General features: G+C 35.4%; 23 protein-coding genes and 2 pseudogenes. 18 read left to right on the top strand and 7 right to left on the bottom strand.

Annotation, left to right across the window (positions count from 1 at the left end; genetic code table 11):
- Positions 1-140 (bottom strand): IS630 transposase-related protein (locus F6K18_RS32730; RefSeq protein ID WP_287527156.1); only part of this gene is annotated, 140 nt, incomplete at its 3' end.
- 809 nt (positions 141-949) lie between these two features.
- Here F6K18_RS32730 and F6K18_RS32725 point away from each other — a divergent pair.
- The 5 genes from F6K18_RS32725 (at position 950) to F6K18_RS32705 (ending at position 5,341) form a co-directional block, all read left to right on the top strand.
- On the top strand, positions 950-1,153 hold the full coding sequence (locus tag F6K18_RS32725) for a hypothetical protein (protein WP_287527152.1): 204 nt from the start codon (positions 950-952) through the stop codon (positions 1,151-1,153).
- A 945-nt stretch (positions 1,154-2,098) separates the two neighbouring features.
- Positions 2,099-2,959, top strand: coding sequence for a Tab2/Atab2 family RNA-binding protein (locus F6K18_RS32720; protein ID WP_124155560.1), 861 nt, complete (start codon positions 2,099-2,101; stop codon positions 2,957-2,959).
- An 80-nt stretch (positions 2,960-3,039) separates the two neighbouring features.
- Positions 3,040-4,335 carry a TldD/PmbA family protein gene (locus F6K18_RS32715; RefSeq protein ID WP_287527151.1) on the top strand — a complete coding sequence of 432 codons (1,296 nt, stop codon included), beginning with the start codon at positions 3,040-3,042 and terminating at the stop codon, positions 4,333-4,335.
- A 596-nt stretch (positions 4,336-4,931) separates the two neighbouring features.
- Complete coding sequence (locus F6K18_RS37070; RefSeq protein WP_353735243.1) at positions 4,932-5,141, top strand: hypothetical protein; 210 nt, start codon at positions 4,932-4,934, stop codon at positions 5,139-5,141.
- A gap of 47 nt (positions 5,142-5,188) precedes the next feature.
- On the top strand, positions 5,189-5,341 hold the full coding sequence (locus F6K18_RS32705; protein ID WP_161564511.1) for a hypothetical protein: 153 nt from the start codon (positions 5,189-5,191) through the stop codon (positions 5,339-5,341).
- A 1,199-nt stretch (positions 5,342-6,540) separates the two neighbouring features.
- On the opposite strand, the gene F6K18_RS32700 is transcribed toward F6K18_RS32705, so the two are convergent.
- Positions 6,541-7,821: a CCA tRNA nucleotidyltransferase gene (locus tag F6K18_RS32700; protein WP_287527155.1), complete on the bottom strand. Its 1,281-nt coding sequence runs from the start codon at positions 7,819-7,821 to the stop codon at positions 6,541-6,543.
- Positions 7,822-8,799: 978 nt separating this feature from the next.
- Here F6K18_RS32700 and F6K18_RS32695 point away from each other — a divergent pair.
- The 4 genes from F6K18_RS32695 (at position 8,800) to F6K18_RS32680 (ending at position 13,089) form a co-directional block, all read left to right on the top strand.
- On the top strand, positions 8,800-9,048 hold the full coding sequence (locus F6K18_RS32695; RefSeq protein ID WP_124144887.1) for a Ycf34 family protein: 249 nt from the start codon (positions 8,800-8,802) through the stop codon (positions 9,046-9,048).
- Positions 9,049-9,505: 457 nt separating this feature from the next.
- Positions 9,506-11,254 (top strand): serine/threonine-protein kinase, encoded by a 1,749-nt coding sequence (locus F6K18_RS32690; protein WP_287527149.1) that lies wholly within the window; start codon positions 9,506-9,508, stop codon positions 11,252-11,254.
- Between the two features lie 556 nt (positions 11,255-11,810).
- Positions 11,811-12,506: a tRNA (adenosine(37)-N6)-threonylcarbamoyltransferase complex dimerization subunit type 1 TsaB gene (tsaB, locus tag F6K18_RS32685; protein ID WP_287527148.1), complete on the top strand. Its 696-nt coding sequence runs from the start codon at positions 11,811-11,813 to the stop codon at positions 12,504-12,506.
- A 409-nt stretch (positions 12,507-12,915) separates the two neighbouring features.
- Positions 12,916-13,089: a hypothetical protein gene (locus F6K18_RS32680; protein ID WP_287272806.1), complete on the top strand. Its 174-nt coding sequence runs from the start codon at positions 12,916-12,918 to the stop codon at positions 13,087-13,089.
- A 615-nt stretch (positions 13,090-13,704) separates the two neighbouring features.
- On the opposite strand, the gene F6K18_RS32675 is transcribed toward F6K18_RS32680, so the two are convergent.
- The 3 genes from F6K18_RS32675 to F6K18_RS32665 all read right to left on the bottom strand — a co-directional run bounded on the left by F6K18_RS32675 (position 13,705) and on the right by F6K18_RS32665 (position 15,129).
- Positions 13,705-13,881, bottom strand: a complete 177-nt coding sequence (locus tag F6K18_RS32675) for a hypothetical protein (protein WP_287527147.1) — start codon at positions 13,879-13,881, stop codon at positions 13,705-13,707.
- A gap of 76 nt (positions 13,882-13,957) precedes the next feature.
- On the bottom strand, positions 13,958-14,371 hold the full coding sequence (locus F6K18_RS32670; protein WP_287527154.1) for an MAPEG family protein: 414 nt from the start codon (positions 14,369-14,371) through the stop codon (positions 13,958-13,960).
- Between the two features lie 545 nt (positions 14,372-14,916).
- Entirely contained in the window at positions 14,917-15,129 is a 213-nt protein-coding gene (locus F6K18_RS32665) for a hypothetical protein (protein ID WP_287287413.1), read from the bottom strand.
- A 331-nt stretch (positions 15,130-15,460) separates the two neighbouring features.
- Between F6K18_RS32665 and F6K18_RS32660 the strand changes: the two are divergent.
- The 9 genes and pseudogenes from F6K18_RS32660 to F6K18_RS32620 all read left to right on the top strand — a co-directional run.
- Positions 15,461-15,709 (top strand): annotated as a pseudogene (locus tag F6K18_RS32660) (reverse transcriptase domain-containing protein); the annotation flags it as partial.
- On the top strand, positions 15,686-15,943 hold the full coding sequence (locus F6K18_RS32655; RefSeq protein ID WP_287527153.1) for a group II intron maturase-specific domain-containing protein: 258 nt from the start codon (positions 15,686-15,688) through the stop codon (positions 15,941-15,943). The pseudogene F6K18_RS32660 and the gene F6K18_RS32655, both read left to right, overlap by 24 nt.
- A 64-nt stretch (positions 15,944-16,007) precedes the next feature.
- A complete protein-coding gene (locus F6K18_RS32650; RefSeq protein ID WP_287527146.1) occupies positions 16,008-16,184 on the top strand; it encodes a hypothetical protein in 177 nt (58 codons plus the stop codon).
- Positions 16,185-16,780: 596 nt separating this feature from the next.
- Positions 16,781-17,068, top strand: coding sequence for an HU family DNA-binding protein (locus tag F6K18_RS32645; RefSeq protein WP_094671573.1), 288 nt, complete (start codon positions 16,781-16,783; stop codon positions 17,066-17,068).
- 12 nt (positions 17,069-17,080) lie between these two features.
- Positions 17,081-18,142 (top strand): threonine-phosphate decarboxylase CobD, encoded by a 1,062-nt coding sequence (cobD, locus tag F6K18_RS32640; protein WP_287527145.1) that lies wholly within the window; start codon positions 17,081-17,083, stop codon positions 18,140-18,142.
- 580 nt (positions 18,143-18,722) lie between these two features.
- Positions 18,723-18,881, top strand: a complete 159-nt coding sequence (locus tag F6K18_RS32635; RefSeq protein WP_287272812.1) for a hypothetical protein — start codon at positions 18,723-18,725, stop codon at positions 18,879-18,881.
- Positions 18,882-18,883: 2 nt separating this feature from the next.
- Entirely contained in the window at positions 18,884-20,326 is a 1,443-nt protein-coding gene (locus F6K18_RS32630; RefSeq protein ID WP_287527144.1) for an NAD(P)/FAD-dependent oxidoreductase, read from the top strand.
- Between the two features lie 971 nt (positions 20,327-21,297).
- Positions 21,298-21,735 carry a DoxX family protein gene (locus tag F6K18_RS32625; protein WP_287527143.1) on the top strand — a complete coding sequence of 146 codons (438 nt, stop codon included), beginning with the start codon at positions 21,298-21,300 and terminating at the stop codon, positions 21,733-21,735.
- 927 nt (positions 21,736-22,662) lie between these two features.
- Entirely contained in the window at positions 22,663-23,493 is an 831-nt protein-coding gene (locus tag F6K18_RS32620) for a metallophosphoesterase (protein ID WP_287527142.1), read from the top strand.
- Between the two features lie 346 nt (positions 23,494-23,839).
- On the opposite strand, the gene F6K18_RS32615 is transcribed toward F6K18_RS32620, so the two are convergent.
- Positions 23,840-24,673, bottom strand: coding sequence for a hypothetical protein (locus F6K18_RS32615; RefSeq protein WP_287527141.1), 834 nt, complete (start codon positions 24,671-24,673; stop codon positions 23,840-23,842).
- Between the two features lie 961 nt (positions 24,674-25,634).
- Positions 25,635-25,821 (bottom strand): annotated as a pseudogene (locus F6K18_RS32610) (ATPase); the annotation flags it as partial.

Below are 25,821 nucleotides of genomic sequence, written 5' to 3'. Positions count from 1 at the left end.
GTCGGTTTTAAATCCACTCTTGCTAGCCACCGATATATTGTAGAACGTCCCACTTTATAGATTCTGGTGGCCGATAAAATACTTCCTCCGTTTTCAATATACTCAATGACTCTTGTTCGTAAATCTAGACTGTAAGACATTCTTTAAAACCCACATTCTGGTTTATTTTCTACTATTTATATTGTACCACTCTTATTCAGAATGACTATATCAATTAAGGTGTTCCTTTTATTCCATAGATATAAATCTAGATTTAGCATTCCTTGGTACGGTTGTGTAAAAATATCTGGCAAAAAGGGAATAGGCAGGGACTAGAGAAAAAGGCATGGGGAACTAGGGATAAGAGTTTCAGACTTTCGATATATTTTTGATTTTTTACAAACGATTTAGGATTGCTATTATAGTGTCAACTTTTGTGACATTTTTCTCTATCTTCACAAGTTCTTCATATTTATAGATTACCTTAATTGGCAAGGTTAGCAACTTGACCTAAAAGCTGAGATATAAATATCAAATTGGCATTTGGAGATAAGAGAAGTGCAATCAGTTTATATAATTATATTAACTCTTTCTGCGAGTTCTGCATTAATTTATAAGCACACCTCTGAAGACATATCCTTTGTTTTAGCTATATTAACGGGATTAATCAGTTTATTCTGGGGTTTTGCTTGCTCTCCATTGATTTTTCAGCTTTTAATAGTGCTTAGTTTATTTTGTTTTTACAAAGTTTACTCACTAGATAGCGAAGATATAAGTTAATTAAAAGAAGCTTATTTCAAGTTTTTTAACACAATTTTTATGATTTTTGTAGCTGAACCTATCTATCTATATAGATACAAGGCTTCAATAATTTAGTCTGATTTTAATTACCCTGATAAAATCATCAGTTATTTGTTAGGGGTTTGTTGTTAAATCTTGTCATATTTTTCAAATAAATTTGAGGTATATTATGCACACTTGTCCTTGTTGCTCTACAAGATTACTACGCCATGCACGTCATAATACTATTTACTGGTATTGTCCACGATGTCGAGAAGAAATGCCTGACTTAGAATTAATGCTATTAACTCGTTCTCAAGTATTTCAGACTCGTGGAGACTGGTTAAGTTCTCGTAAACAAAACTCTAGAGTATTAATAAATGTCCCAGCATAGATTATTTCCATCCGCTGAAAAACCTTTTTTGTTTGTAAATACTATTAAGGAAAGGAGTCTTTTTGAGGCTTCTTATTTTTTTTAGTACGAAAATTGAAAATTGATATTTTAATTTTTAAAAAGAATATTATATGAATATAGATTAACACTTCCTACAGATGATTGATTAGGGAGATTGGGAGATTGGGAGATTGGGAGACTGGAAAATTGCATAATTACTTGTATTTCATGTAAAATTGTTGTTTGACTATCTCGTCTCGCTCAACTTTTATTTCAGCTTTTGTGAAATAACTGTAGAATTATTTTTGATGTTTCATATTACAAATAATCAGGCGTTGTATAATTGCGGGATGATAATCACATTTGCACCCATCTGAAAATGTTGATAGATTAAAACAAATTTTTTGACACATATCAAAATCATCCCATGATGATGCAACGCCAATAATCAAATTAAAGTAATATCAATTTGGATAGCGGGACTTTGATATTTTTGACAGTGAAAATGGCTTAAAACTCAACCCTAGCAAGGAAAATACGTCAACAGGCTAAAAATGGCTCAAACTCTAGATATATCAAGAAATAGGGTATTTTGACGTTAAAGCATTACACAGCAAGGGTTTAAGGCTATTTTAAATTATTTTTTTGCTAAAGTCCCGATAGAACTCCGTTCCGCTGACGCGATGAACGACAAACTTTCTCCTCTTCTTCTGTTTACTCTTGACTTTACTTTGCCTGACCGACGGCAACCCTACCTGATGACTCCCTCGTGATTTACAACTATTCAACCGGAGATAATATAAGAACATATTCTCCTGACTGCTGAATGCTGACTACTGACTGATAGAGGTCCCCTAAGTATTTGTAACAAACATTTATCATACCTGATATAATACCTTCCTGCCATAGCTTAGAATAACTGTACTATCAATTTAAGAGTAAGGCATGGGAACTATTTGGGAACTAGACTTTTACAGTCGTCCAATACTTGATGAAAGACAAAAAAAACTCTGGGAACTCTTAATATGCGAAAGTCCCCTAGATATTAATCATCCTACAGACTCTTTGTATCGTTACTCTGAGTTTACAAGTAACCAAGAGGTAAACTCAATTTGGCTACGGAGCGCCATTGAAAAAGCGATCGCTGATGCTCCAGAAGCACCTCAAAAAATTCGCTTCTTCCGCCGTCAAATGAACAACATGATTACCAAAGCTTGTGCAGAAATGGCCATACCTGCGGTTCTAAGTCGTCGCACCTACACACTCAACCAGTGGCTACAACAACGAATGGAAGAAGTTTATCCCACTTATTCTAGTTATCAAGCAGGAACAAATCCTTCAATTCAATACATGAGTCCCGCACCACAACCTCTACCAGATGCCTTAATTGGAGAAAAATGGGCATTTGTCAGTTTAGAAGCTGAGGCTTTTGCAGAAATGTCAGAGTGGGACATTGATTTTGAAGAAGCTTTTCCCCTGAGCATGATGGGTCTTGCACCCAATTTACAGATTCCAGGTTTAATTATTTATTCATCTAGGGCAAAACCTTTAGCCGCTTGGATGTCAGGATTAGAATTAGCTTTTGTCAAATTTAATTCAGGTCCCCCAGCTAGATTACTCCTAGAAACTGGAGGTAATGATTGTTGGATTTTAGCTAATCTGGCTAATTCATCAACTATTGAGGAAGCTAAAAGATTTTCCGAAGCAAAGTCGAAAGTCAAACAAGTTCATTTTCTGGCTGTACAGTCAAATCCAGAATCTGAATCGTTTGCTGGTTTTTGGTTGCTGCAAGAAATTAATATCTAGTTAAGTTTTGGGTACTGGACGTTGGTAAAATCCTACTAACAACTCTATTGTCCAAAATCATAAATCCCAAACAGAATTTTATGACCCAATTAGCAGAACAACTGCTAGAAGTAGCTGCCAAAGCAGGAGCTGAGGCAGCAGAGGTATTTCAAGCCCGATCACACTCCCGGCCCGTATTTTTTGAAAGCAATCGACTCAAACAACTAGAAAGCACTCAGTCAGAGGGTATAGCGCTCCGACTTTGGCGAAATGGATGTCCAGGAATAGCTGTAGCTCATGGGCCAGTGGAACCTAAAGCTTTAGTAGAACTTGCCCTGTCTATAAGTAGTCTTAATCAACCAGAATATATTGAACTATCCTCGAAAGCGAAAAATCGATATTATCCTAACCAAGGAATATCTATATCAGTTGAAAAACTTGTAACTTGGGGAAAAGAAGCGATCACATTAATTCGAGAAGTTTATCCAGATGTGATTTGTCATGGAGAATGGGACTGCGAAATTGAATCTACTCGTTTAGTTAATTCCCTAGGACTAGATTGTCATCATATAGATACCACCCTTAGTGGTTATGTAGAAACTGATTGGGTCAGAGGTGACGACTTATTAAATATATCTGATGGCCAAATTCAGCGTAATGGCCTTGACCCCAGGAAAGTAGCAAATCGAATCTTGCAACGATTAGATTGGGCACAAAAAAATGTTATACCTCCTAGAGGTAGAGTACCTATTTTATTTACGGCTAAAGCTGCAGATTTATTATGGGGTACTTTCTCTGCTGCTTTGAATGGCAAACAAGTGTTGGAAGGTGCTTCTCCTTGGAGCGATCGCTTAGGGGAAGTTGTGACTAACAAACATATTACTATTTCCCAAGAACCAGAGGAAGGACCGTTTAGTTGTCCTTTTGATGATGAGGGTACTCCTGCTCGTTCTATAGTATTTATTCAAAACGGCATTTTACAATTGTTTTATACAGACCGAACTACTGGCAGATTATTGGGGAGTGGGACTACTGGTAATGGGTTCCGACCAGATTTAGGTAGCTACCCTACACCAGAATTATTTAATTTTATAGTTAAGCCAGGAGAGCGATCGCTAAAGGAATCAACTACTATGTTAGATGATGCAATTATAGTAGACCAAATTCTGGGTGGTGGTGCTGGTATTTCTGGTGACTTTTCGATTAATGTTGAACTTGGCTATCGTGTGAGAAATGGTGAAGTAGTTGGTAGAGTTAAAAATACAATGGTTGCTGGTAATGTCTATACAGCATTAAAGCAATTAGTCACATTGGGAAATGACGGCGAATGGAATGGTTCTTGTTATACTCCCCATGTAATTGTAGAAGGATTATCTACTATTAGCAGAATAGATTGAGTTACTTACGCAATCATTAATAATTATTATTAGCTCTTAATTTGATTTTGATAGTAATATCATATCCGCTTAGTTAGCGATCAAAAATTTTATCCTTTTCTATACTTTCCGATAGTTCTTGATCGAATAATTAAGGCTTAAAACCTCTTATTTTTTAGCATAAATAAATCAAAAAAATTATGTTCGCCAATCCTACCCGTTTTCAAAAGAGGTGATTATTAATTATTAATTGTTGAACTTCTTTCTCCCCTTAGTCACTTATAAGTGGAACTTTAACTTCTTCTCGGATTCGGTATTAATCCTTCTTTTGTTAAATAGAGGATAAATCAACAATTCCTGCATCCTATAATTTTTGTCTAGAAAACGATTTCCCCTTTTTGCCTCTAAAAAAATCTTTAACAAAAATCTTACATACTTTCTTTCCACAAAAGTTACAGAGGAAAGTTCTTTTTGATTATATGTGGGTTGAAAAATCTGATCTTGTATTAGAGCTTAATTATCCCAGATATTAATATATATTTACAAAGTAAAGATTTGATAAATTTTCTGCTTGACTCTTTAATTTTCTTCTAAATAGGCTTTACAATCCTGATCAAATAAAAAACATCTATTTATTCAAAAATGATGAAATAAATGGTTCAGATGAAAAAGAAACTCTTGAAGGTGGTGGCGGTAATGACACAATAGATGGCGGTCTTGGTGATGATGTCATTATTGGTGGCAAGGGAGATGACAAGATAAATGGAGGATGGATAGGTTCCGGTGACATTGGTAAAATTCAAAGACTTTGCTATCACTGTAGATGATTTAATCTCGCTTATTAACGAAGGCTAAATCTAAAACCAAGCAACCCATGAAAAAAGCAGCTAGCGGTAATGACACAATAGATGGCGGTCTTGGTGATGATGTCATTATTGGTGGCAAGGGAGATGACAAGATAAATGGAGGATGGATAGGTTCCGGTGACATTGGTAAAATTCAAAGACTTTGCTATCACTGTAGATGATTTAATCTCGCTTATTAACGAAGGCTAAATCTAAAACCAAGCAACCCATGAAAAAAGCAGTTAATCGAATGAGATTTAAAATTAGAAATCTCATAGATGAAATCCACCATAAAACAGCTTTATTCCTAGTTCAAAACTTTGAAGAGTAATACTAAATCCGGTTGTCAAAACCATTTTATCATCAAGGAAGATAATCTGGATAAATTGAATGGCCAAGAAAGCTGATCTAGCTCCGCATTTGAGTTCATTTGAACTCAGACAAAAGTACCTTAAAAGTCAAGATTCTGTAGAATCCAGAAGATGGCACTTATACCAATTTCATAAAATATTGCTACAGTGGTTTTCTCTGCTGGTCGGAATTTAGAGATTAATACTGTAACGACATTTTTTGAATTTGGTATTACTTTGGGAACTCTCCTTAGGGTAGACTCTAATACCAATTTCATAAAATATTGCAAAGCGTGACGACACACTTAACTGGGAACACCGGAGCTGGGAACAGAGAAAGAAAAACATAAATATTAAAGAGGAAAAAAGGTGGAAATTTGAGAATTTATGGAATTTATAATTTTTTCTTTTAGGAATAAATCACAAATTAAGATGTAACTGCCTTTGCGTGAATTTGGTATAAAAAATAGTGCGTTCGCGTTCGCGTTGCCGAGCAAATCGCTGTAGGAATCAATTATGATTATGCCAAAGAAATCCTGAATAGATATAATAAGTGAGGAGAAGAAGGGATAAAAATATCAAAAATCAGCATTTGAGACCGCGAGGGGGTAAGAAGTCATTGCGACAGGACATGAATTGCTACCGGACATGATATGACTACTGTCGTGATCGGTATAAAATCTTTTGAAGTAGGAGTCAGGAGTCAGGAGTTATATAAAATCTGGTAGCATTGGTGTAATTAGATTCATAGTGTGGGGAGGGTGGGGAGATCAAGAAAGATTTGGCAATGGTGCTCAGATGGAATATTTTTTTATACCGAATTAAGCAAATTTGAGATCAGGAGGCGAGAGAATCACAAAGATTTAGTAGTTATGACGATTCGAGCATTTTCAGGACTTACGCAACAGCACTAATTATACTGGATATATCTGGAATTATCACCAACTTATACGCTGTATATAGCGGTACTGCGTAAGTCATGATTTTTTTGATGTCCAATCAAACGGATTTGAGATCATTTGTTTTTTTTTTCAATATTTATTCCCTCTTCCTTCTTCTTTCTTAATTTGAATTAATTTTTCTGCTAATTTAATTGCTTCAACTTTAGTGGAAATTTTTCCCTCAGCTCGTGCTATTTTAATTTCTGTTAATAGTTGACCAATTATCGGACTTTTGGGTAATTTTAAGACTGTAATTAAATCATTTCCGTTCAATAAAGGAGTGGGGTGAGCAACTTGGTCTTCTGGATTAATATAACGTTTAATTAAACAATCAATTTCTGTTATGGATATTCCTTTTCCTACTCCTACAACTGCTAAAGCAGGAAAATTTTTTCCTATTTCTTGAAATAAGAAAAATTGTTGCCTCACAGACATCTGAGAAATTTCTATTTCTGACAGTTTAGCTAAACCTTTAATAACTGCTATTGTACTCCTAATTTCTGCATTGCTATACTTCAACCGCATCAACTCAACTTCTGCTTTTTCTGGATCGGAATTAACTAATATTGCTAACTTAGCGATCGCCAACAAAGAGGTTTTGACTGTATTGCGCACCCCCCTTGCTAACTCATCTTTTAACTGAGACCAATTTTTTCCTAACTCCTCTGCTGCTATGTCTACTTGTTTTGCTATTTCCCAATTTTCTCCCGCAGTAGGAAAATAACTCGAAAGTAAACCATCTTTCCCAGCTTTTTCTATCCAAACCATGCCTTGGGGATGACTCAATAAATAACCTAATTCTGTCTGCACTCTTTCTGCTGCAACTTGGGTCAGCAAAGGTGCAAACTCTCGAATAACTGTTTGAGTTTCTGGTGAAATAACAAAATCTAACTGTGCTGCTTGACGATATGCGCGTAATAGTCGGAGAGGGTCATCTCTGAGATTAGCAGATTTTACCATTCTAATTATACCATCTTGCAAATCCTTCAGAGCATTAAATAAATCTATCACCTCATCATTAAAAGGATTATAAGCGATCGCATTTATTGTAAAATCTCGTCGCCATAAGTCTTCCTCCAGACTATTACCTTCTATTTCAGCAAAATCAACTGTAGTCCCTTGAAATACCACCCTAGCAATTTTTCGTTCGGCATCCAATACCACAAACCCCGCTTGATACTGCTTCGCAATACTTTTGGCAATGTTAACTGCTTGGTCGAGGATAATAAAATCTAAATCCAGATAATCACTTTTGCGCTTCAGCAAAGCATCTCGCACAGATCCACCGACCAAATAAACAGGTTGGGGCAACATTTCTCGGTCAAATGGCCAATTATTGGGAGATAAAGCAGACAGGGAATTTATCAACATTGGTAAAAAAATCAAGTGAACTTCTCTGTAATTAGGGCTTGCGTATGGAAAGTCTTTTTGCTGGGGTAGGAGACAGGAGACAGCTATACTGGAGACAGGAGAAATAGGAATGAGCAAGGAGGTAGGAGTAAAAATTGTAAGAATGATTTTTCTACCCAACTATGCGCCTAAAATACTAACTTTTTGAGCCTTTTAGACTGAAAAATTTGCACTTTTTTCGACCCCAAAAAGGCACTTGTCTTTATATGTCAATGCTTTTAGATTAGATCGGTAAGCCCTAATTAGACTTTCTGAGTAGGAAATCAGCGCTACGCGCAAGTCACAAGTCAGAAGTCAGAAGTAATCTCTGATCTGAAATCCGGTTATACAGTTATCGCACTTTCTACTTCCATTCAATGCAGATATAAAATACTGGAATATCGGCTTTGCATAAATGCGGGATGATTTTAATAGTTCTGTGGAATGGGTATCTTGCCCGTTCCTTATATTTTCGGACGGGCAGGATCCCACCCCACTTAATATTCATCCCCTAATTCAGCAACGCCGAATATCTCCAGATAATTCCCACTCTCATCCTGACTTTCTCCTGACTCCTGACTCAGTCCTCCCGACTCATGACTTCGAGAGCGATACGATAACTAATTACCCGGATTCTATATGACTGGGTTTGAGCATTTAGGAATGTCCTAAGCTCTGCTTCGACTGCTATAAAATTAATTTGGGCTAGAATATAAACTCATTAAATTATTAAAATAGAAAATTATACCATGTCCGGATGATTGAGTTTAATAAAAATGTTCTATTGAAGCGATCTTGAAGGAATATCTCAAGTTTCTGCTCTGTTTCCAGTATTCAATCTTGAATTTAGACCTACCACCTACCACCTACCACCTAAGAACTTTATTATCACTAATCAAACGGACACGATATTATTGCATCAATTAAGATGAGAGTTGAGGATTAACGAGGTACTTACAAATGTGTATTTGTGTTAACTGCCACTATGTAGATCGGTGTGTTACCTATCATGCTGTAGAAACTCAGCACGAACAACTTCATTTAACAGAAAATCCAGACTTTGACCCGGTTGAACCTACAATCAATGTTAACATTCGTCCTCAAAATAATGAAATTGAAATGGAGTGGGATGTTGTTGGTTGTGAAAGTTTTAAAGAAGAAATGGGCAAATGGGCAAAATTAAGACCAGGTGAACTCATCCCTACTTAAAGTAATTCTAATTCTTTATTTCCCCTTCTTTTTATAGATAGAGTGAGAGTAGGAAATAGTACAGAACAGGAGATTTTATGTTCGCTCAAATTATTTACTATTTATGAATATAGTGAAACTCCCAGACAACAGGCAATAGGGGGAATAAAAAGCTAATAATATTAGACTTTTAGCTATTGGGGAGTTCCTGCAATTTGTAAATGTACCAGCACACCCTGCTATAACTTTATCTCCCACTTCTTTAGGAAAAAGAAGAGTTATTAATTTGTTCTATTTTATAACTGAAAGAAAAATATAGCGTTTATTCCCTGTTTACCGAATTACTACTCTGTAGGGACGTTGCATGCAAAGTCCCTAGCTACTCCCTAAAAATTACGAATTTTGTACCTCATGCTTCTTGGGAATTAAAATATCATCAAATCAATAATAAAAATCTTTATTTATCTATTCTATTCTCATGAGTTATTGCTACTTTCCCACCTGCAAAAATCCACAAAATCCTACTAAGGCTGAATTTTGTCAGAGTTGCAACTCTCCATTATTACTAATTCCTCCACTAAGTGATGAAAATGAAAAAATAGAAACAAAGAAAATTATTTCTTCGCCAGATAATAATCTCAAAATAGCTAACCAGTCTCGCTACCGTATTCTTAAATTAATTGGGCAAGGTGGTTTTGGTAGAACTTTTTTAGCAGTAGATGAAAAAGATTCTATTCGACAAGTTTGTGTAATTAAACAGTTTTTTCCTCAGAATAAAAATTATTACCATGATGACCAAAATTCTCTTCAATCTTCAGAAACAATTTCTGGTAGTGAGTCTCTTCAAGTAAAGACAAAAACTCAAAAAGCTTCAGAATTATTCCTACAAGAAGCACAACAGTTAAAAACTCTAGGTATTCATTCTCAAATACCCAAACTGCTAACTTATTTTCAAAAGGATGAACAACAATATCTAGTTCAAGAATATATTGAAGGCAAAAATCTCGCCCAAGAATTGGCAGAAAAAGGTATCTTCACTGAAGCTAAAATTCGGGAATTGTTAAATGATTTATTGCCAGTATTACAGTTTGTACATAAATCGAAAGTTATTCATCGAGATATTAAGCCAGAAAATATTATTCGTCGCACTACTGGTCAACTGGTTTTAGTAGACTTTGGTGCTGCTAAGTTAGTGGAGAAAAAAGGTTTACCTCAAACTGGAACTATTATTGGTAGTGCTGCTTATACCGCTCCCGAGCAACTTATGGGTAAGGCTATTTTTGCTAGCGATCTTTATAGTTTGGGTGTTACTTGTATTCATCTTTTGACTCAAGTTTCACCTTTTGATTTGTTTGATAGTAGAAATAGTAAGTGGGTATGGCGGGATTATTTAAAAATGCCTGTTAGTAAAGAATTCGGTCTAATTTTAGACAAGATGTTGGAAGGTGCAACAAATCGGCGTTATCATTCTGCCACTGCTATTATTAGACATCTTAAACCTCGGTCTAATTATATGGAAAATGTTTATTTCTCTCCTTCTTCAGCAGTGCCGAAAAAGTTGACTGAGCAAGCAGAAATTAGACGGGAGTTACAGGAAGTTTTGGCTACTGAGTCGGTTAAAATTCAAGTGAGTCGTGTCAAAAAAACTTTGACTGTTGTTATTAGTAGAAATCCAGGAAAAAAGGCTAATTATTCTCAAATTTTAAAGACTATTTCTGCGAAGTTAACTGATTTAAAATTGCAAAATATAGATAAAGTTAAATTACTAGGTAAGCTTCAGGGTAAGACTGTGCCAGAGTGGCAACAAATATTGAGAATGGATCGTAAAGCTAGGTGGAAAAATAAAATTTTGAGATTACAAAAAAATGAGCATTTTATAAAGATTTTGCAGTTAGGAACTCAGAATTTTTGGTGGGCTAGATTTAAGGAAAAAGAATTTTGGTTAGATGCTTTGATGTTTGCTTTTGCTTGGTTTATTTTTGGCTATCGGATAATTATTTGGCATCCGATAATGGCTGTTATAATTGCATCAGTTTTTATTACAGTTAAACATCTGGTTATAAAACAGAATAAATTGGCAACTAATAATTTATTTACTACTGTGGCAACAGTATTTTTAATCTTGGGTTTGTTAGGGGGTAAATTATGGATTTCTGATATTTTTGGGTTGCTTTTAGGTTGCTTATTTGTGGCTTTACCAATATTTTATGCTAGAGAGGAAATATAATTAGGGTTTGCTGAAAAAGTCTTATGAGTAAAAGTAGGAGGACCGAGTCAGGAGACAACCCACCCCTCGCCCCTCCCCCTCCCAGGAGGGGAAGACAGGAGAAATGGGAATTATAGAGGAGGTAGTCGGATATATTTGTAAGAGTGATTTTTATGCCCAACTCTTGCCCAAAATGCTAAATTTTTGAGCTTTTTTGACCAAAAAGTTGCACTTTTTTCCCTCCAAAAAGGCTAAAGCTTTTATAGATAAAGCCTTTGAGGATTAATCAGCAAACCCTAATTATTTAGTAGTTTTATCGATATATCCATATAGTTATTTATTGTAGATGCAGGGAATAGGAAACCGAGCTAATTTTGCGAAGTCAAAAGTCAGAAGTTATTTTGATACGTCGCCCTACCAACGACTCTCCTACCTGACTCCTACCGACACTAGAAGTATTTGTAGAAAATATTTATCATGGCTGGTATAAAAGTTGATTTTAGCCAAAAATAAAATTAATCTTCCTTCTTGCTTCTCTCTTCTTGCTTCTCCCTTCTTCCCTCTTCCTTCAAGAACAATGACAAATACAGAAAAAAAATACGGTTTAGGAATTCATACAAGTAGTCCAGAATTAGGTTTAGCTATTACTGATTTTGCTGAAGATATTCGCTGGCAAACTTGGAATTTAGGGCGAGACTTATCTACTCATTTACATCAGAAATTGCAGGAGTTTGTACCACCTCAAACTTGGCAGGATTTAAGCTTCATTGCTGTTGCTAAAGGCCCAGGAAGTTTTACTGGTACTCGTATAGGTATAGTAACTGCTAGAACTTTAGCTCAACAGTTAAATATTCCGCTATTTGCAATTTCAACCTTAGCAGCAGTAGCTTGGTCATATAAAAATCAAGACCGGGATTTATCTCTACAAATGCCAGCTCAAAGAAATCAGTTATTCACAGCTATTTATCAACTTGAAGAAATGGGTATGAATTCTCTTTTAGAAGAGACACTAATGACTCCAGAAGTATGGGAAGAAACTTTGAAAAATTGGCAAAATTCCTATGAATTAATTAAGGTTGAAAATGCTTTAGGAAGTTCTGTTTTAAGTCTATTAGAATTAGCTCATTTAGAATGGCAAAAAGGAAAGCGATCGCATTGGTCTGCAGCATTACCTTTTTATGGACAACATCCCGTTATTGAGCGAGGGAGTATGGCAGCGGGTAGGGACGTTACATACAATGTCCTACAGAGAAGTAAACATCAGAATAATTAACAATAACTGGCGTACTAATTATCAAAAAAGTTATTTACTTGGGGTGTTAATTACTTAATAATTGAAGTGTCACTTAAGTTCAGCATTCTTTTTTTACGCTTGGTATAAAATCAACTGTTTTAAATTTACTAATTCTGCTTTTTGATTCATCAATATATATACAAAAGTTTTCGAGTTGATAAGGTACGAAGTTTTATACTTTTAGGGAAGAGTGGTGCGACCCCGCGTCGGTGACAGACGCATCTGGTAGCGCACCAAGAGAGGGAACATCGGATCTGGGAACAGGGAATGAATAAAAATTGTAGATTATTCTTAAAGTTTACCTTACTATCCTGAAATTTGCTGTAGTATTATGTCTGCTTAATTACAGCAAATTCCAAGTATATGAAGTACAGATATTAACAATTAAATGTTTGTAGTACGGGAATCTTGCCCGCTATGGGTGTACCTCACAAAGGTGGAATCTTTTGTATATTTGTATATCAAGTTGAATCGTAAACATGGGAAAATTAATGATGTTGAAGCTGAGTTAATAGGTATAGCACAAGGAAGAAGGAAGTTTGAAAAATCTTGCGTTGTCTGAATTTTAAGCTTTTGATATTTCCTAATCTTTGCTTCGACTTGCTATAATACTAAACCCGGTTTATAGAATATCCTTTTATGTAGATGGGGATATAGGATGTAGGAAAAATTAGGAGAGGATTTAATCTTACATCCTATAAAGTATTTTTGAGAACCGGATTTTGTATAATTAAGGAGGAGAGAAAAAGTAAAATAAGAGACAGTAGAGTTTTTTGTTACTAATTTAAGCAGACATAATATTAGGATAAAATTTTTCAATTAGTTTGTCACCCTAAGAGCTGATTTATAAAGTAAATATTAAGAGGCTGAATTTCTGCCAATACAAGGGTTTTGGGAGTTATAGTCCAATAATGCCTAAATCCCTGAGAGTTAGATGAAATCAGGGTTTTAGCTAAGTTTACAAATCAGCTCTAAATTATGATTAGTATCTAATATCAAATATCAAAATTTTTGCTACATCTTATTGAGAGCAGGTAGTTGGTAGCAAAGAGTAGGAAGATCAGGAATAATCTATCTTTATTTCATTGCTAATAATTGCTAAAAACATTACTATTCCTGACTTATTTCTGAATAACTGAAGTGTTCAAAAAATATATCATTATTTTTAGGAATTGCTCTAATACTCCTTACTGTTTTTCTTTATGCGCATCATTGATTTTTTGCTTTTTGTGATTTGACTAATTTTGGCCTCTATTTCTGCTTTTGTATTTTGTTTCTCTTCCATTTTTTCTTGCCAATCATTTAGTTGGTTGAAAAGTTTTTGATTAATATTAAATACTTGTTTCTCCGACATTATTTTCACCTCATATATCTATGCAAAAAATCAAATATAGATAGAGACTATGTTAACCGCTATCTACTTATTATAGCTATGAAATAGTTTTCCATAGGAGTAGTAAAATTCCTACTAAAGCACCTATCAATAAAGTTATAATAGCTAAAGAACTAATACCAAACCCTAAAGTTCGCTTCTCTGCAGCCTGATAATAACCCCAAGCAAATAAAATTCGCCCCACTACCCAAACTGTACCAATACCAGCACCCCATAGTGGGCTAATAAATATAGAAAATAGCCACAAAGACGGTAAAAATAAAATTATTTGTTCTACAGTATTTTGTTGTACTCTTAATACCCGTTCAAAATTTTGCTCTCCAGTCATTTGAGGAGGCATAATCTTGTATTTTGCTCTAGCTCTACCAACATTAATAGTCACAATAAAATACATGAATAAAGAGACAACTGTTATTAAACTCGGCCACAGAATTGCTTGTGTTTTTAGCATAGCGATCGCTTTTGAAAGATTATTTATTAAGGCAACTTTATTCACATAATAGTTTTGATGTTTATTTTTCACAAGTAGGCGATCATTACCATTTTATCGAAACCTAGGGTTTTGTCCACTATAAAACCCCATCTCTTTAGAGGGAAGATAGATGGACTCCCCAAGGTAAAAATAGGTGATTTCCTAACGAATGCTGACTCTTCCAGAGGAGCTTTCTTAATGCTTAAGTATTCCATTTCCTTACTATTGTACTACTTAAAATTTAAGACTGTGCCAATCCCATAATAAAGCATTACACATTCACCAACGCCAAAATCCGTTTAATTGGACATAAAAAAAATCTTCAATCGCCATAACTACGTTTATCTTTGTAATTCTTTCTCCTCCTGAGGACTGAGGACTGAGAACTGAGGACTGAGGACTCCTAACTTAACCATTCTATGGCTGTTTAACCGGATTTGATATTACATTCTCAACTGCCTCAACAGGTAAAAAAAACCGCTCCGGGACAACTTTAATTATTACAGGAGTTACGCAAAGCTCCGCTAACACTGAAAAATCAAGCGCGATCGCGTCAAGACAATTACCATAGTTAAAACCCGATAAAAAACGTCTATCAAATGAAAAATAGCCCTGAATTTTATTGTAGGCTTCTTCAGGTCTTGGAGCAGATAATCTGAGAGTAATTCATGTTTGACTTGAGCAATAGTTTTTCCTATTTTCACTGCTAATCTTTTGACAAAATTCCAGACTAACATTCCACAAGCAATACGATTTATTTGAATTTTTCTCAGACGACATTCACAGAAGCCGATACCTGTTAATTGCTTAATTTATCTGTGACATTCCTCAATTTTCCATCTCGTTTAATATTCAAATTATATATCATCTTTACTGCATTTGCTTAGGTCATTAGTAACAATATATTCTGTTCTAAGGATTCTTTGATTTTGATAATGTAAGCCATGAAACCATCCTCAACTTAGTTGGAACACATCCAGCTAGGAACACAATCAAGCAGTGGTTGAAGGCAGGATACATTGACAAAGGAACATACAATCCAACACATGAAGGAACCCCCAAGGAGGAGTAATTAGTCCATTACTCGCCAATATAGGCTTACATGGACTAGAACAACTGATTAACTCAGTCAAGCTACCCAAAAGACGTAAGTTGGGCATAATCAGATACGCAGATGACTTGATTGTGACAGTCAACAACAGAGAAACTTTGGAAAATATCCGAGAAACTTTGAAACAATGGCTATATGAAAGAGGGCTACAAATCAGCCATGAGAAAACAAGGATAGTTCACATCAGGGAGGGATTTAACTTTCTAGGGTTCAATCTAGGTCAATATAACGGCAAACTACTGATTAAACCCCAGAAAGAAAAGGTACTAGAATTCTGTCAACAAATTGGTAGAACAATTAAATCATGTGGTTCATGGTCACAAGAAAATCTCATTACCAAGTTAAATCCCAAATTAACAGGTTTTGCTAACTACTATCAAGGGGCAATAAGTAAAGAAACCTTTAACTATATAAACTACAGGGTATGGAAATACCTTTAGAAGTGGGCTAGACCTAGGCAGCTGACTTTAATTTTAAACGCTAGCAAGAATATAGAACGATGGTTTGAAGGAATATTCCCATCCGACTCTACCAAGTCAAACGGTAAGCTCTACCGGGATTGCCTGCGGAGTGGACAAAGCCTTTAATTGCCAAACTAAAGCCACGTTGAAACAAGAAGTTAACGCCAAAACTACCTATGTCCAGTTAAGTCTAGATTTGGGTGGTTTGGGGTCAGTTTAATAGAGCGGTGAAAAACTCAAACGTCTTAGTTTTAATTACTATCTCACAAAACCAGATTCCACTAATCAACCAATGGAAATTTTTGATCCTAGATGAGCAAATAGTTAGAGAAAAAACCTTAACTTTAGAGGGTGCTTCACAAAATAATATTTAACGCGCCACAAAGATCGGACAATCTATTGAAAAAAAGTCCTTTAATCAATCTAGAATAGTTTTTTTAGGCCCAAAATATAATTAAAAACTAAAGAAGTCTAGAAATCTATATAAATTAAATGTTTCACCGCTCCATATCACCCAACCACAGATTAGAATAAACCAGTGAAAGCTAGATTGTATGGGGTTTTCAGCAAAAAAATCCTGATGTTATCCCAAAGACTCACGCTTATGATAGGCAAGAGGATATGGGAAAGCATTATCAGTCAAAGGGTCTGAGGTTTTGCTAGGTGAAAGAAAAGGTTAAAGTTAATCACAAAAAGCCTAATAATTGAAAACCTATTGATGGTATCCCAAGACCTTACTTACTTGAACTTTAGATTTACTTGCTGCAAACTAAACCCTGCTAGAATATTCTGTCCAAATTAAAAAGGAGTATCTCAATGAACAAAGGCGAATTAGTTGACGAAATTGCAAAAAAAGCTGATGTCACTAAAAAGCAAGCTGATGCTGTACTCAGTGCAGCCCTAGAAGCTATTATGGAGGCTGTGGCCAGTGGAGATAAAGTGACCCTAGTGGGCTTTGGTTCATTTGAATCAAGAGAACGCAAAGCCAGGGAAGGTCGTAATCCCAAAACAGGTGACAAAATGGAAATACCTGAAACTACAGTGCCTGCTTTTTCTGCGGGTAAATCTTTCAAAGAGTTAGTTGCAGACAAAAACGGTAAATAACTATATCCAGCTTTGACTAAACCAGTACACGGAGGAAATTTAGCTTGGGCAGCCACAATAGCAGGTTGTCCAATATCTGCTATTCTTGATTTTTCTGCCAGTATTAATCCTCTAGGGCCACCAGATTCGGCTATCCATGCCATTCAAACTCAGATCGGTAAACTCACAGCTTACCCAGACCCCAACTATCAGGAGTTAAAGAGAGCGCTGAGTTTAGCACATCCTCCTTTGGCTCCAGAGTGGGTTTTGCCTGGCAATGGTGCAGCGGAATTATTAACTTGGGCTGCCCTAGATTTGTCAAAGCTGGAGAAAACTTATTTGGTAACGCCAGCTTTTGGTGATTATCGACGTGCCTTGCAAACTTTTACCGCTAATGTAGTAGAATGTCCCTTAATCATCGGGCAATCACAATTACCTCAGTTGGAAATAGGAGCTGATACTAATAAAGGACTACTTCTAAATAATCCTCATAATCCTACGGGAATGTTGATTAAGCCTGAAACAATTGTCCCTTATTTAGAAAAGTTCGGTTTGGTAGTGGTAGATGAAGCATTTATGGACTTCTTACCACCGCCTCAACTAGAAAGCTTGGTGCCATTGGTGACAGAATTTGAGAATTTGGTCATTTTACGCTCTTTGACTAAATTCTATAGTTTACCTGGACTACGCTTGGGTTATGCAATTTCTCATCCTGAACGCCTTCGGAAATGGCAACAATGGCGAGACCCTTGGCCTGTAAATACTTTAGCTATTGCTGCGGCTCAAGCAGTTTTACAAGACCAAGCATTTCAACGGCTAACTTGGGATTGGTTGGCAGATGCTCGTCCTCAGTTATTCCAAGGGTTGGCGGAGTTACCGGGGTTACAACCATATCCCGGTGCAGCCAATTTTTTATTAGTTCATTCACAAAAGTCTGTTGACTGGTTACAGACAATATTACTGAAACAGTATAAAATTTTGATAAGAGATTGTCTAAGTTTTCCAGAGTTGGGCGACTGTTATTTTCGAGTTGCTGTCCGTACTAAAGAAGAGAATCAAATGTTACTTGATGCTTTAACAGAAATTTTGAAGTAAATTAGTGTGTGGTATTAATCTTAATTACTTAGGAGTCAGCTATTAGCTATTAGCTATTAGCTATTAGCTATTAGCTATTAATTTTTGGGGAAGGTAAAAGCAACCTTTGAAATTGAAAAAGAATAAAAAGTTACTGCCAAAGTCCCAGGACTAAACCTGAGAAGTAATTATTCATTACCGAATAATTAATAATTAAATAATTAAATAATTCAACAATTCAGCTTTATTAGGCTCCCTTTTCAGGGAAAAAAATAAACTTTTTCCTTATTGGTAAATCCTCTCCCTTTTAGAGCTATCCATTTTGTGACAAAATAGACAAGTTATGTGTGAGTGCTTGAGAGGCTTTTTCTTCAAAAATCATGTATTGGAAAGTAGATTTTTTTGAGAACTTAAGTAGTTTTGCCTAGCTAAATTGACTCTTTCTTCCTACCCCCCTACTCTCTACTCACCTGCTCCCCACAAGGTTTGCAGAAGTTCCTGATCAGGGATAGCTTTTAGAGAGAGGTAATTATCCATTATCCATTAATGAATAATTGCTGTTTGTGTAGCATCCCGCAGGGAAGCGCTGACTGCTGAAACGTTGAATGCTTACCTTAGGAGTCAGGAGTCAGGAGAGAAGAAAGGAGAAGAAACAGGAGTAGAAGGAGAAAGTTTTTTGGTCGCCAAAACGGAACGGAGTTCTATCGCGCTCTTATCCGGAAATGATATTATACCTCAAATCACCAACACCGAAAAATAAATATGCTTGACTACGATGTAGTAATCATAGGTGGGACAATAACAGGGATTTATGCAGCTATTACCGCAACAAAACTTCAAGGTCGTGTGGCACTGGTACAACCTTCTTTTTCAGATTTTAGCAGCACCCAAGGATTTCATCACAACAAAATTATTAGTCAAATAGGAAATTTTGTTGAGCAGATAGACCACAAACAACAGTTTGGTATTTATCAAGGTAATGATGATTCTGGTGATATTTGGGTTAAGTTTGAAGAAGCAAAAAAGTATGCTGACTATGTGGTTTCTAATCAATTATCAAAATATGAACCTGCAATTTTAGGAGCATTAGGGATAGATGTAATTTTTGGTGAGGGTAAGTTTGTCGATCACCCTAATTTAGCTTTTGTGGTGAAAGGACGACATCTGCGCTCTCGCACATATCTTTTAGCCATAGCATCCCAGCCTATAATACCACCTATTCCAGGATTAACAACTACCAAATTTATTACTCCTCAAGAAATTAAACAACTCTCAAAACTTCCTCAAAGTTTGGTAGTTATTGGTGGAGACCCTAGTGGAGTAGAAATAGCACAGAGTTTTTCTCGGTTGGGAAGTAAAGTTACTATGGTAGTGAAAAGTTCTCATATTTTAGGTAAGGAAGATTCGGAAGCAGCATTTTTAGTTCAAGCTCAGTTAGAAGCAGAAGGTATCAGAATTTTAACTAACACTGAAGTATCCCAAGCGAGAGAAATTGATGATAAAAAATGGATTTTAGTCGGAAATGAAGGTATAGAAACAGATGAAATTATATTAGCAGCAGGTAATAAACCAGAATTTGAAAGTTTGAATTTAGAAGCGGTAGGTGTGAGGTTTAATAATCATAATTTATTGTTAAATCAAAAGTTACAAACTACTAATTCTCGGATTTATGCTTGTGGAGATTTAGTAGGTGGTTATTCATTTTCTCACATTGCTAATTATGAGGCTAAAATTGCCTTGAAAAATATTCTTTATTTCCCGATTTTTAAGGTCGATTATCATGGTATTCCTTGGGCAATATTTTCAGAACCACAATTAGCAAGAGTTGGTTTAACCGAAGCTCAAGCTAGACGACGTTATGGAGAAAATATATTAGTTTGTCGGCAATATTTTAAAAGTATTGACCGGACTCAAATTTTAGATAAAACAACAGGATTTTGTAAATTTATTGGTCATCGCAATGGCAAAATTTTAGGTGTTTCTGTGGTAGGAATTGAAGCAAGTGAAATAGTTCATATTATGGCATTAGCTATTCGTCAAGGGATAAAAATGGAAGCGATCGCTGATTTACCTCATATATGGCCTACTGTATCAGAAATTAATGCTCAAACAGCAGCAGCATGGTTAAGGCAGAAAAGAGAAGGTAATCAAATAGTTAAAGATTGGCTAGAAAATTTATTTCATTGGCGACGTTCTTTTTTTTAAAGGGTAAGGAAATCATAAGTCAAGAGTCAAAACTCAAAAGTCAGAACTCAGGAAAAAGAAGAAAGGAGTCGAGAGAGTGGGAATTATCTAGAAATATTCCGGCATTTTATGTCTGCTTTGAGTGGAAGTATAGAGTGTGACAATTGTATAACCGGATTTGATATAACTACCTTTTTTGAATTTGGTATGAGAAGTAAATTAGAAGGGAGAGAGATTTTTTTTCAAAGATAAGTTCAAAGTTAGGAATAATACAAAAGAGGCGATCGAACAATGAGGTAATTAGGGCTTGCTGATTCAATCTAAAAGTATTTACATATAAAGGTTTTAGCCTTTTTTTGTTCAAAAAAAGTGCCTGTTTTTCAGCTCTTCACACTCAAAAAGTTAGTATTTTAGGCGCATAGTTGGGCAGAAAAATCATTCTTACAATTCTTACTCCTACCTCCTCGCTCGTTCCCATTTATCCTGTCTCCTGTCTCCTGTCTCCTGTCTCCTGTCTCCTGTCTCCTACCCTCACCAATAAGACTTTTTCAGCAAACCCTAATTATTAATTATTAAGGGGGAATAGGGAATAGAGAATTGGGGGTATAAAAAACAAAAAGTGAGGATTATATAGCAATCATAAATCATTTGTCAAAAATCTAATGATATATAAAAACTCTGAAAATTTTACCTCTATTCCTTGTTGCTTCTTAAGAGTTCTCTAAATTCAAAGATATTTTTACCCACAACTGAAGTAGGATTTCTATATCATATCCGTTTAATAGCGCGATCAAAAACTTCCTTCTTCTTCCCTCCTGACTCCTGACCCCTGACTCCATCGTTATTTATTAAGTATTCAACCGGACATGATATTAGCAAGAGAAAGTTTTTAGAACGCGAATTAAGCGGAGATAGTATTATGATAAATTTAGAGTTATATCTGAGAACCTAGTGCCAATATTTGTAGAGACAAATCTCACAGGAATGACAGAATGAATAACATTGAAACTCCAATTTTTCTCAAACGCAAAGATGTAACTTTAGCCTATACATTATTAAGAATAGTATTTGGAATCAACTTTTTTGTACATGGTCTAGTCCGAATTGGAAATATGGGAGGATTTATCCAATCAATGGTAGATAGATTTCAAGAACTAGCACCAAGTTTTGTGATTATACCATTTGCTGCTTTAACTACTCCTGTAGAATTAATTTCTGGGTTTCTAATGATAATTGGGCTGCAAACACGGAACGCAATTATTGCAGGTTTTCTATTAATGATGCCGTTAATGTTTGGAGTTTGTTTACTACAACAGTGGGATATAGCATCTTCTCAACTTATTTATTGCCTAGTTTTTTTCATACTTTTAGCTGGTTGTAGTCTAAATACAATTTCTATCGATCGACTTATTCACAATAGAAATTCCTAAAAAAATAGAAATAAATAATCTGAGGAAAGAGAAGGTAAGGAGATTTTATAGAATGTTCCTAGAAGGGAAAAAAAGGTTTGTTCATTTGCTATAAATGTCTAATATAGCAGAAGAAGGAAGGAGATTTTAGTTATCTAGGAGAGAAGGAAGAAGCGAAGGAAAAAAAATATTGCGTTGTTTGAGTTTTAAGCTTTTGATATGTTCTAAACTTTACTTCGACTGCTATATTATTTGATTTAATTAGGGTTTGCTGAAAAAGTCTTATGGGTGAGGGTAGGAGGACCGAGTCAGGAGGACCGAGTCAGGAGAAATGGGAATTATAGAGGAGGTAGGAGGAAGAATAGTCCATTGATTTTTCTGCGCAACTATGCGCCTAAAATGCTAATTTTTTGAACCTAAGCGATCTAAAAGCTGGGACTTTTTTCAACTAAAAAATGCTAAAACCTTTATATGTCAATGCTTTTAGATTTAATCAGCAAACCCTAATTAAACCTAAAATTTTGCTAAAAAATCTCTATTTTTTCTACCCCTAGACTTAGATAATTAATCTTGTCAAAATGCCATATTCCTAAACCTGCGAACCTATAGAAGCCATTTGGTATCTATTTAAGAAGTTACAAGTTCAATACCCATCTGGGTTTTATGATTCTGGCAGTCATTTTTCATAATTTTTCGGTTTCCTGAACCCTTATAGTTGTTAGGCTCCTTAAAACGGCTTTCCTGAAGCCTTTGTATTTCAATAAAAGATACGCTTAGGGGTTCTATAAGCTGTTATGCATATAAACGACTTATTATTGTGTGCCTCGTTAAAGGTAAAACTCTTATTACTTCTAACTTTTGACTTGCTAATACGCATTTAAAATGCGTATTAACTTATTCTGCTTTGCTATGCTATAAGCGCCTTAGTGTAGTAATAGTTTATGTACCATGCACAGGATATTGACAGGCCAATTGCAGGTAGATTACTTGACCCTGAAAATTACTGGGTTGCCTAATCATTTACAAGGGACAAAACTCGTACACTTGACCGACTTCCATTATGACGGACTGCGACTATCCGAATGGTTACTTTCTGAAGCGATCGCTATTACCAATGAAGTCGAACCAGATTTAATTTTACTTACAGGTGACTTTATCACAGATGAACCTGCACCTATATATGATTTAGTGTTGCGATTGAAATATCTCGAAAGTCGTGCTGGTGTCTATGCTGTACTCGGTAACCACGATGAAGAATATCCAGGTGCCAGGGATAAAGTCATTGACGCTTTTACTCGTATAGACATTCCTATTCTGCTGAATCAAGTCGTCTATCCTCTGGGTTCAGGTTTAGCTTTAGTAGGGTTAGAGGACTATTGGTCTAGTAACTTCAAACCAACTGCAGTCATGGAATCTATAGATGAAGCGGTTCCCCGGATCGTCTTATCCCACAATCCCGATACCGCTAAAGTATTACAAAAATGGCGTATTGATCTACAACTTTCTGGTCATACTCACGGCGGTCAGATTAGGTTACCATTTATCGGACCTCTCCCTCAATACCGGGAACCTGTTCGCAGACTCATACCCAAATTTTTACGACCTTTTGTACCATTCATGGATAAGTGTCACAGAATAGTTGAGTATTGGGAATGGTCTCAGGGGTTGCACAAAATTGGAAATAACTATTTATATGTGAATCGTGGTTTAGGAACTTATTTTCCAGGTAGGTTATTTTGCCCACCAGAAGTTACAGTAATTACCTTGGAAACTAATTAGAGTATTTAATATACTCTATTTTTTTTAGGGTATTAATTTTGACTGACAAATTTGCCGAGATGGGTTTAATACTTATGTTTAAATCCACCTCAATTTTTTTTGTCACATTGTTTTATATCATGTCCGTTTAATAGCATTCAGAAAAAACTTTCTTCTCCTCTTATACCAATTCTTAAAAGTAATGCTATATTTAACCAACACTTCAGTTATTAAGTTATTAACACTAACTTTATCATTTATTGCTGCTGATTAAATCTAAAAACATTGACATATAAAGACAAGTGCCTTTTTTTTTGTCAAAAAAAGTGCGCCTGTTTCAGCTCTTCATGCTCAAAAAGTTAGTATTTTAGGGAAGAGCTGGGCAGAACAATCTTGAGACAATTCTTACTCCATCTACTAAAAAAGGTAACATAGAGCGATCGCCTGGTTGATGACTAGCTCCAATATTATCTAAAAAAAATCGACATAAAGCGTGTAAAGGTTGATAATCTTCATTCAAACGATTATATTTTCTCCCCACACAATCACTGGATTTAAAAGGTTGCAAACTTACAAAACTTTGTAAAGTATGAAAAGCTTTTCTTGCAGTAAAAGCAACTTGTTCAGAACAAAAACCACTACGACCAATAACAAATAAAGTCCAAGCAAAAATTTGATTATCGGGAATATCCCCAGTATGTTCTTGATAATCGCATTTCAACTTAACATCCCAAGGTTTTTGAACAACTTGTGGCATATCTATTCGACCTCGAATATAAGTTAAATTTTCTGTTTTTGATAGATAAGCGCGATAAAAACCTTTTCGAGCGCGGTCTAATACTTTTTGGGCAAAAATATTAACTAAATAGTTGTAAAATTCCTGTAGAGATTCACAATTAACTAAACCATCCAAGAAACGAAAACTTTTGAGATTGTAGGCATATTCCAACATTCCAAATAAGTTATAAAGAGGTACTTTTGGTTGAATAATAATTTGAAAATCAGGAGTCAGAGGAATATAACCTACCCATCCTTGAGCCTTAATTTTCCAACAATCGTATTCAGGAGAGTTTTCAGAAAAATCGGCTTCTAATTTTACCTGGTTACTATATTCTTGCTTCAGTTTTTTTACGACAAAACCAGGAATTTCTGAACGATTAATAGTAATAGACTTATACTCAATTAACTCTAGGGTTGGCATATTAAATAATTTTTGAACAAGGAAGAAGGAATAATAAAAAAGGAAAAAGTGGATGGGAGTAGTCTCGGGCAAGGCACTTAGTGTCTACAAACCCCAACCAATTGTAAACACTGTGTAGGTGGCGGGGTATTAAATCCAAAAGAAAAAGATAAAACCTAACTTTAATTATCCATTTATATGAATGTCAAGAGAGCGATCGCCTACTTGGTTGGGCGAAAACAAAATTTGTTAATAAAAATAGATTGATCCAAAAATCAATAATTATCTATTATTAAAACGGATAGGATTGAAAAAAAAGATGTATTTTCTTGATTTATTTATGCAAATAACAAGAAGCTTTAAACCTTAATTATTCGGTAAGTTTTATATAGAATCCGGCTATATAATATATGACATTCGAATCTGTTTAATTAGGGCTTGCTGATTAATTATCAAAGCATTTATACCAATTTCATAAAATATTGCTACAGTGGTTTTATCTGCTGGTCGGAATTTAGAGATTAATACTGTAACGACCTTTTTTGAATTTGGTATTACAGATAAAAGCTTTAGCCTTTTTATGCTGAAAAAAAGTGCAATTTTTTCAGCTTTAGCTACCAAAAAGTTAGGATTTTGGGCAAGAGTTGGGTAGAAAAATCATTCTTACAATTCTTACTCCTACCTGCTCTAAATTCCCCGTTTCTCCTGACTCCTACCCCTAGCAAAATTTTATTCAGCAAACTCTAATTAATGATGAAAAAAGCTATTATAAACGGCGTTGCATATTAAATCGGACTATCTCCCCATATCCCCCAATTATATAATAAGTATTGAACCGGATTTAACGAAGTCAGAAGTCAGTAGGGGTGGTTCGCGAACCACCCGTACAGAAGTTATTTTTGTAACGGGGATGCGTGAGCAACTCTCCAAAAATATTGTGCCTTAAAAGGTGGGGTTTTAGACCCATGTTATTTTGATAATATTAAATAGGGGAGAAGATTTTCTGACAAATTTTATCCCACCTAAAATCACTGACTGTTTGTGGTTGAGCAAAGAAATATTCCTCTAAATATGGTTCAATTTCCATTTGCCAAATATCTTGTATTTCCTCTGCAATATTTTCTCGGAGAAAGAAAGAAACACCGACTTGATAATTAGGGTCGTTTATT

The organism is Okeania sp. SIO2C2 (assembly GCF_010692625.1).
In the GTDB taxonomy this organism is placed as follows: Bacteria; Cyanobacteriota; Cyanobacteriia; order Cyanobacteriales; family Microcoleaceae; genus Okeania; species Okeania hirsuta.
This window is presented reverse-complemented; position numbering and strand designations above follow the sequence as displayed.

What these genes read in the sequence shown, in the direction of transcription:
- F6K18_RS32725 (WP_287527152.1), top strand. Translation starts at nt 950, where the DNA reads ATGCACACTTGTCCTTGTTGCTCTACAAGATTACTACGCCATGCACGT.
- F6K18_RS32720 (WP_124155560.1), top strand. Translation starts at nt 2,099, where the DNA reads ATGGGAACTATTTGGGAACTAGACTTTTACAGTCGTCCAATACTTGAT.
- F6K18_RS32715 (WP_287527151.1), top strand. Translation starts at nt 3,040, where the DNA reads ATGACCCAATTAGCAGAACAACTGCTAGAAGTAGCTGCCAAAGCAGGA.
- F6K18_RS32705 (WP_161564511.1), top strand. Translation starts at nt 5,189, where the DNA reads ATGAAAAAAGCAGCTAGCGGTAATGACACAATAGATGGCGGTCTTGGT.
- F6K18_RS32700 (WP_287527155.1), bottom strand. Translation starts at nt 7,821, where the DNA reads ATGTTGATAAATTCCCTGTCTGCTTTATCTCCCAATAATTGGCCATTT.
- F6K18_RS32695 (WP_124144887.1), top strand. Translation starts at nt 8,800, where the DNA reads ATGTGTATTTGTGTTAACTGCCACTATGTAGATCGGTGTGTTACCTAT.
- F6K18_RS32690 (WP_287527149.1), top strand. Translation starts at nt 9,506, where the DNA reads ATGAGTTATTGCTACTTTCCCACCTGCAAAAATCCACAAAATCCTACT.
- tsaB (WP_287527148.1), top strand. Translation starts at nt 11,811, where the DNA reads ATGACAAATACAGAAAAAAAATACGGTTTAGGAATTCATACAAGTAGT.
- F6K18_RS32680 (WP_287272806.1), top strand. Translation starts at nt 12,916, where the DNA reads ATGTTTGTAGTACGGGAATCTTGCCCGCTATGGGTGTACCTCACAAAG.
- F6K18_RS32675 (WP_287527147.1), bottom strand. Translation starts at nt 13,881, where the DNA reads ATGTCGGAGAAACAAGTATTTAATATTAATCAAAAACTTTTCAACCAA.
- F6K18_RS32670 (WP_287527154.1), bottom strand. Translation starts at nt 14,371, where the DNA reads ATGCTAAAAACACAAGCAATTCTGTGGCCGAGTTTAATAACAGTTGTC.
- F6K18_RS32665 (WP_287287413.1), bottom strand. Translation starts at nt 15,129, where the DNA reads ATGTTAGTCTGGAATTTTGTCAAAAGATTAGCAGTGAAAATAGGAAAA.
- F6K18_RS32645 (WP_094671573.1), top strand. Translation starts at nt 16,781, where the DNA reads ATGAACAAAGGCGAATTAGTTGACGAAATTGCAAAAAAAGCTGATGTC.
- F6K18_RS32630 (WP_287527144.1), top strand. Translation starts at nt 18,884, where the DNA reads ATGCTTGACTACGATGTAGTAATCATAGGTGGGACAATAACAGGGATT.
- F6K18_RS32625 (WP_287527143.1), top strand. Translation starts at nt 21,298, where the DNA reads ATGAATAACATTGAAACTCCAATTTTTCTCAAACGCAAAGATGTAACT.
- F6K18_RS32620 (WP_287527142.1), top strand. Translation starts at nt 22,663, where the DNA reads ATGCACAGGATATTGACAGGCCAATTGCAGGTAGATTACTTGACCCTG.
- F6K18_RS32615 (WP_287527141.1), bottom strand. Translation starts at nt 24,673, where the DNA reads ATGCCAACCCTAGAGTTAATTGAGTATAAGTCTATTACTATTAATCGT.